Consider the following 6,489-nt stretch of genomic DNA (forward strand, 5'->3'; position numbering starts at 1 on the left):
TTATCAATTATAAAACCTCATTCATAGTCATTTGACGTCAACCCATGTCGCTTGATATCAACTAGCTGTTGGGGGCACAATCAGGGGCATGTTCTGTTCGGTCTAGGAAATGTGCCCCCATGATGCTTAACGCCAAAAAGGTTGATAATGCCAAAGGAAAGGAAAAAACCTATAAGCTCTCAGATGGCGGCGGCTTGTACCTTCAGGTTGAACCAAATGGTTCACGCTACTGGCGTTTGAAATACCGCTTCGGTGGTAAAGAAAAACGTTTGTCCTTTGGGGTTTACCCTACTGTTACGCTTGCTGAAGCAAGGCAAAAGCGCGATGACGCTAAAAAAATTCTTGCTGCTGGCGACGATCCGGGTGAGGTAAAAAAAGCCCAAAAACGGGCCTCTAAGTCCGCTGGTATGGTGCTTAATCCATTCAAAGAAGTAGCATTGGAATGGCATCGTCTTAAGTCGCCTAAATGGTCTGCGGGGTATGCCTCAGACATCATGGAAGCTTTTGAAAAAGATATCTTCCCTCACATTGGTTTGCGTCCTATTGCCGATATAAAGCCATTAGAACTACTGGAGGTTTTGCGGCTGATAGAAGCCAGAGGTGCAATGGAAAAGGCGAAGAAAGTTCGCCAGCGGTGCGGAGAAGTTTTCCGGTATGCGATAGTGACTGGCCGGGCTATCTACAACCCTGCACCTGATCTTGCCAGCGCGATGCAAGGTTACGAGAGCGTACATTACCCCTTTCTTAGAGCGAATGAGCTACCTGAATTCTTTTCTGCGCTTAAATCTTATACAGGAAGCCCGATTGTTTTAACAGGAGCGTATTTGCTTATTCTTACCGGATTAAGGACAGGAGAGTTACGCGCAGCAGAATGGCGCGAGATCGATTTCGACAATTCTTTGTGGGAAATACCGAAAGAACGTATGAAAATGCGTCGCGCTCACCTCGTACCGTTGTCGGAACAAGCCTTAGAACACCTTAAAAAGCTGAAAGCGTTAACTGGTGCTTTTCCATTAATGTTTCCCGGGCGTAATGATCATAATAAGTGCATGAGCGAAGCCAGCATTAACCAAATTTTTAAGCGGATTGGTTATGGTGGTCGTGTTACTGGCCATGGCTTCAGGCATACGATGAGTACAATTCTCCATGAACAAGGCTTTGAAAGCGCTTGGATTGAAACTCAACTAGCCCATATTGATAAAAACTCTATTAGAGGAGTTTATAACCATGCTCAATATCTGAATGGCCGTAAAGCAATGATGCAATGGTACGCTGACTTTTTAAGTGGATGTGAAAAATAAATGAATAAAATGCCTGAGTTGGATTACTGCCGTATCGACCGTGCATCAAAAACCCTCAAATGTGACGTTGAAGACATAATTCATTGGGCAGCCAATGGAAAAATACAAATTTCTTTAATGTTAAATGAATCGATTGGTAGTTTTTACTCAATGCATGATTTGAATGAGGCTAATAAATTATTCATTTCGCTTAATGCCAAATCGGACGGTTCTAAATATGCCTCGAAATATTCTTTTATTGAAAATGAATTTAATGCTGATGAGGATGACCTTCAGGGGTTCTTTTTTTATCGGGAAAAGGATGAGAAAGATAATTTCCTCGCGTCTGTTGGTATAGGGACTGCCTCTGGATTGTGGAAGTTACTTGATGAAGTACCACGACAATTAGAAATGTATGGCTTCTACTATGGCCCTTTAATGCTTTTGCCTTGTGAAAGCGAGGAAGGCTCAGCTATTGGGGCTTTTATAGTTGATAATGGCAAGAGTTTTCGGATAACAAAAAATGATTTGTGGCTAACCAAAAGCCAAATTAAAAAAATCGAACTAAATGATCTTGAGATGGTACGTAATAGCCATGAATTCAAAGCTAAAACTTTAGATTTAAATAAAATATCGCATGCCGTAGGTGAAAGGCATGCGAAAAGGAGAGAGGTTATTTTAATTGCAGCTATTTACTGTAAGGAAAAATACCCTAATGAGTGTTCAACTTCAATAAGAGCATGGGCCAAATGTATAGAGCAAAGAGCCATGCATATATTAAATAGGCTTGATAAAGACCCGCTCTCTCTGGATCGAATAGAACGTATTCTTGGTAAAGCTATCGGGGGAAAAATGATCGGCGAGTAACTTTTACTCAACGTGGAGTAAAATTATAGAATTCTACTCCACGTAACCTGCCCCCTTCCATATGGTTTAATGCCCTCCATTGAGTAATGTTGATGAACTAAAGAGGTCATATGTCACAGCTTGAGGGAAGGCGTCCTGCTGATTCGCTTGTTGATATGAAGTTTATAACTGCTGATTGCCTATTAACAGATAAGTGGATATATAAATTAATATCATTAGGCAAATTCCCAAGACCCCTTAAGTTAGGTCGTATGTCTCGCTGGCGTGCTGCGGATTATTACGCTTGGCGAGATAGCCATTCAATTTCCGCGGAATAAATCTGGCATTTTAATAATTATATGTTCTGGTCTTACACAATTGAGGATTACCATATGAATAATTCCATTATCCAGGGAGGGCATCCTTTCGCCATTCCGTCACTTAAAAACAATAATGTCGCAACGCTTCAGGCATATAAAGTTATTCCTTTTGCAGAAAATGGCAGTGATGCAGCATGCGTGGCACGTATTATTGAAATCCATACTCTCAATAAACTGCGGGAAGAAGGAGAGACGCTTTTTTCCCTTACCGGGCTGACGGTTCCTGATACTGAAGCGGTAGCCGAAGAAATAAATGCGCTTGTTGCCCGCTGCGTGAAGATTTGCCGCCGGGAAGAAGACGAATTTTCTTTCCGCCAGCGCGAAGCCGCAGAGGCGCTGGCAGTCATGAATCAGGCAAGCGGAAAAAGTAACACGGTGTCTGAAGCGCGAACCCGCCGGGGGTGCAGCATGGCGCGGGAGGATGCCGAACGCCGTTATCAGGCGGCCCTGACATATCAGACCCGGCAACAGTCACGCCTTGAGCTGGCAAGGGCATTACCCGGTCTGCTGTCAGCTGAGGCGCAGTACATCGGTAAAGGTATTGATACCCGCCTGCTGAATACCTTCCCGCGCACACTGCGTATTCCATCCGGGGTGGCTGAGCTCTTTACTGATACCGTTATGCAAAGTGCCGTTACCGGGTTTAAAGACGGCCTGAATGCCCTGACTGCTGCAATGCGAGCAATTATCCGGCTTTGCTCTTACCCCACTGACAGGTATTTGCTGAATAACGGCGGGAAAAGTCGTACTGAGGCTTACCGTAAATATTACCGGGCGGAGAACACACTTTTACGCGCGATTATCAGTGACCAGGATTATGCAGATTATATGGTGGTTTACAGCAAAACTGACGAACTCAAAAATAAACTCTTCTCCCGTTAATTAATCAGGTTAATAACTATGTTTGCTTTTAAATTCCAGAAGCCGGATGCGGCTGCCCGCTATCATAAAAAACTGACTAAAGACACCGCTTACATGGAGGGTGAAAACCGTCGCTTTGCTTTAGCGCCACCTGCTGAAAATATGCTGCGTGCTGCCATTCTCGAATCAGGCTGGATGATGAATAACATCACGCTGCGGGATGTAAATGCGCAGTCAGGTAATGCCATTAATATCGGAGCCAGTGAGCTTCATACCGGCAGAACGGCGGGTGGACGTTTTCGCAAAAAAGTTACCATTAATGGCACTGAATTCTGGCTGTCGGAAACGGATACGTGCGCCAGTATCAGCTATGGCGAAATGGCTGATATTTATAACCTTGGTGCGGCGGGCGATTTTGATAAAGCAATGGATGCTTTTTTTGCTGAGGCGCTTGCGCTGGATATGCTGCGTACGGGTTTCAACGGAACGGCAATAGCTGACACCACCGATCCCGAAACCTGTAAAAAAGGTGAGGACGTCAATATCGGCTGGCATGCGCTGGCGAAGGAATATGAGAACGGTAAGCAGATTATGGCTGAGCCTCTTACGCTGGGTGAGACGGGTGAATGGAAAAATATCGACCTGCTCGCCAACCATCTTATTACCAATATCATTGCTGAGCCATTCCGGGAAGACCCGCGTCTGGTTGTCCTGGTGGGCGCGGAGCTTGCCGCACAGCAGCGCCTGAAACTGTTTAACGCCGCAGACCGTCCGGCAGATATCAGCGCAGCCCAACTGGCGGGCAGTTCAGTGGCCGGGCGCTTTGCGTTTATCCCGCCCTTTATGCCCGGCAGGCGTCTGGCCGTCACCACCCTGAGTAACCTGCATATCTACACGCAGGCAAACACCCGCTATTTCCGGGTTGAGTTTGATGAGGAAAACGCTGAATACGTGCGTTCATGCCTGCGTAATGAAGGCTACGCGCTGGGTAATCCTGAGCTTTATGCCGCTGTCGATGAAAGCGCCGTTACTCTGGTTTAACAGGCATAAAAAAGCCCGCTGAGATTCAGCGGGCCGGATGGAAACTTACTCAGGAAATCCCCGTAACGTCTGGCGGTACGCCGGAGGAATGACAGAATGGCAGGACGTAACTGCATAATCAATCAACAAAATTCGGTTATAAAACCCTTGCGCCTGAACGAATGCGCGGGCTATAGTTTTCCCGCTGCCGCAAAATCGGCAGCCGGGCGTAGGAACCCGAGCTTAATCTTGGCGACACAACACGCGCCACGCGTGTTTTTTTGTGTCTTCGCCTTTGTGCACCCATTTTACGGGCAATGGTTCTCTGGTCATTGTACCGTCTGCGTAATGGTGGTCCGGGCGGGGCAGCCTTCGGGCTGGCCGGTTTCCAAGGTTGCCGGTATTCCTACCCCCGTCCGGGCTACCACCCCTGAGCGTAGGAACTCCGGTGGTAGCTTCATAAAGCTAACCTTGGAGAATGCCTTTATGGCTACGGTCGTTAATTCCGCTCATCCTGAATTTACCTTTCTCTTTCTTGCCGTTCGCCGTGCTGACTGCGGTGCGCAGCCTTTAGCTGTTCGTGTTAATGCCGGTACTGAACGTGCTGCACGTGCGCAACTCATTTCGGATTATGTGTTGTATTTTGCCGGACGGCTTCCTGTCTGCCAGCGCCGGGAGGTTCGGGCATGAAAACGTATCAGCAACCCGTCTGTACTCTCAGTGAACAGGGCGAAAACCGGCTGTTGCGTGCGGCCATGGCCAGCGAGTTTCTTGCCAATGTTCTGTCCTGTTCAGGACCAGCAGGCAGCAGGGAGGTTTCTGCGGAAGGGGCGGCGGCCCTGTTCGCCTGCATCGCCGAACAGCTTGATGGTGTGATCCGGGAAAGCAGTCTGATGAAGGGAGAACGCCATGATAAATGACAGCACCCTCCTTAGCCCGGCATTCCGTACGGCGCTACTGCGCCGCTACATTGCAGATGCTTTCATTGCCCTGATGACCCGTGTTAACGGCGAGGCTGTCTATGCCGAAGAGGGTGAGCGCATCCCGCTTACCCCCGAAAAGGTGGCGCTGAACATTCTGTTCCATATCGAAACGCCCTGGCGGGAAGAGTTTGGCGCGGAAGAAGGCAGCCGGCTGGCTGCCGAAGCGCTTGAGCAGATGCTGGCACCGGGTTTTGCAGGCGAAAGCCTGCACCTTTCCCTTACCGGCGTGACGGAGCTGCGGGAAGTGTACCGGGATATTATTTTCGGCGCGCCGGATGGCGAGCTGCCGCCGGGATATGCCTGTGTGTCAGCGGAAGACGGGGAGGCATATCTGTGAAAGCACAATCAGTCAGTGCTGTGGCAACAGCCGCGCGTGGCCGCTGGCCACATATTCTTTCCGCGCTGGGTATCCGCGTTCCTGCGGCAAAACGGCACGGAGCCTGCCCCGTCTGTGGCGGAAAGGATCGCTTTCGTCTGGACGACAGAGAGGGACGCGGTACGTGGTTCTGTAATCAGTGCGGGAACGGTGACGGACTGGATCTGGTTCGTCTTGCCACCGGGCAGGACGTGAAAGCCGTTTCTGCCATGGTGGCCGGAGCGCTGTCATTACCCGACGTAAGCAACCAGCCCGTATTGCCTGCCAGAAATAAGGCCACGGACGGGAATGCGGGGCGGGTGCGTTTTGCACAGCTTCAGCAGCAGACCCGACAGGGTGAAAGTGCCTATCTGACGGCGCGGGGGCTGCACGGGCATACGCTTTCCCTGCTGGAGCAGCCTGTCAGCGTGGCCGGGTTGACGTTTGCGCCGGGTTCTTTACTGCTTCCCCTCACGGATATGGCCGGGAATATCACCGGCGGTCAGCTTATCAGTCCTGACGGTGAAAAATGTCTGCTGCCGGGCAGCCAGCTGTCCGGGGCATTTATTCCTGTGTCCGGCGCATCAGCAGAGCCGCCCGCGCAGGTAATCATCACCGAAGGTTATGCCACCGGTCTGACCGTCAGCGGGCTGGCTGACGGGCTGATACTGGCAGCGGTGGCTGCCGGTAATCTGCCGAAGGTGGCGCAGCAGGTGCGCCAGCGCTGGCCGGACGTGCGCATCGTTCTGGCCGGGGATAACGAC

The 6,489-nt window shown here is 49.9% G+C and carries 9 protein-coding genes; all 9 read left to right on the forward strand.

What is annotated here, in order from left to right; all coding sequences use genetic code 11:
- The first annotated feature begins 119 nt into the window (after positions 1-119).
- On the forward strand, positions 120-1,301 hold the full coding sequence (locus tag G6041_RS00285) for a tyrosine-type recombinase/integrase (protein ID WP_075184149.1): 1,182 nt from the start codon (positions 120-122) through the stop codon (positions 1,299-1,301).
- Positions 1,302-2,147 (forward strand): hypothetical protein, encoded by an 846-nt coding sequence (locus G6041_RS00290; protein WP_076727238.1) that lies wholly within the window; start codon positions 1,302-1,304, stop codon positions 2,145-2,147.
- Positions 2,148-2,257: 110 nt separating this feature from the next.
- Complete coding sequence (locus tag G6041_RS21340) at positions 2,258-2,464, forward strand: helix-turn-helix transcriptional regulator (protein ID WP_075184151.1); 207 nt, start codon at positions 2,258-2,260, stop codon at positions 2,462-2,464.
- A 54-nt stretch (positions 2,465-2,518) separates the two neighbouring features.
- Positions 2,519-3,388, forward strand: coding sequence for a hypothetical protein (locus G6041_RS00300; RefSeq protein ID WP_075184152.1), 870 nt, complete (start codon positions 2,519-2,521; stop codon positions 3,386-3,388).
- A gap of 18 nt (positions 3,389-3,406) precedes the next feature.
- Positions 3,407-4,408 (forward strand): P2 family phage major capsid protein, encoded by a 1,002-nt coding sequence (locus tag G6041_RS00305; protein ID WP_076727236.1) that lies wholly within the window; start codon positions 3,407-3,409, stop codon positions 4,406-4,408.
- A 96-nt stretch (positions 4,409-4,504) separates the two neighbouring features.
- Complete coding sequence (locus G6041_RS00310; protein WP_166491621.1) at positions 4,505-5,077, forward strand: host cell division inhibitor Icd-like protein; 573 nt, start codon at positions 4,505-4,507, stop codon at positions 5,075-5,077.
- Complete coding sequence (locus G6041_RS00315; protein ID WP_085371760.1) at positions 5,074-5,307, forward strand: hypothetical protein; 234 nt, start codon at positions 5,074-5,076, stop codon at positions 5,305-5,307. The genes G6041_RS00310 and G6041_RS00315 overlap by 4 nt, the downstream gene beginning before the upstream one ends.
- The gene (locus G6041_RS00320) at positions 5,297-5,707 is read left to right on the forward strand and encodes a hypothetical protein (protein ID WP_166491674.1); all 411 of its coding nucleotides are present in this window, start codon (positions 5,297-5,299) and stop codon (positions 5,705-5,707) included. The genes G6041_RS00315 and G6041_RS00320 overlap by 11 nt, the downstream gene beginning before the upstream one ends.
- On the forward strand, positions 5,704-6,489 hold a 786-nt coding region (locus G6041_RS00325), incomplete at its 3' end, for a primase-helicase zinc-binding domain-containing protein (RefSeq protein WP_341773916.1). The genes G6041_RS00320 and G6041_RS00325, both read left to right, overlap by 4 nt.

Source organism: Cronobacter sp. HA18003 (assembly GCF_011605905.1).
GTDB lineage: Bacteria > Pseudomonadota > Gammaproteobacteria > Enterobacterales > Enterobacteriaceae > Cronobacter > Cronobacter sakazakii.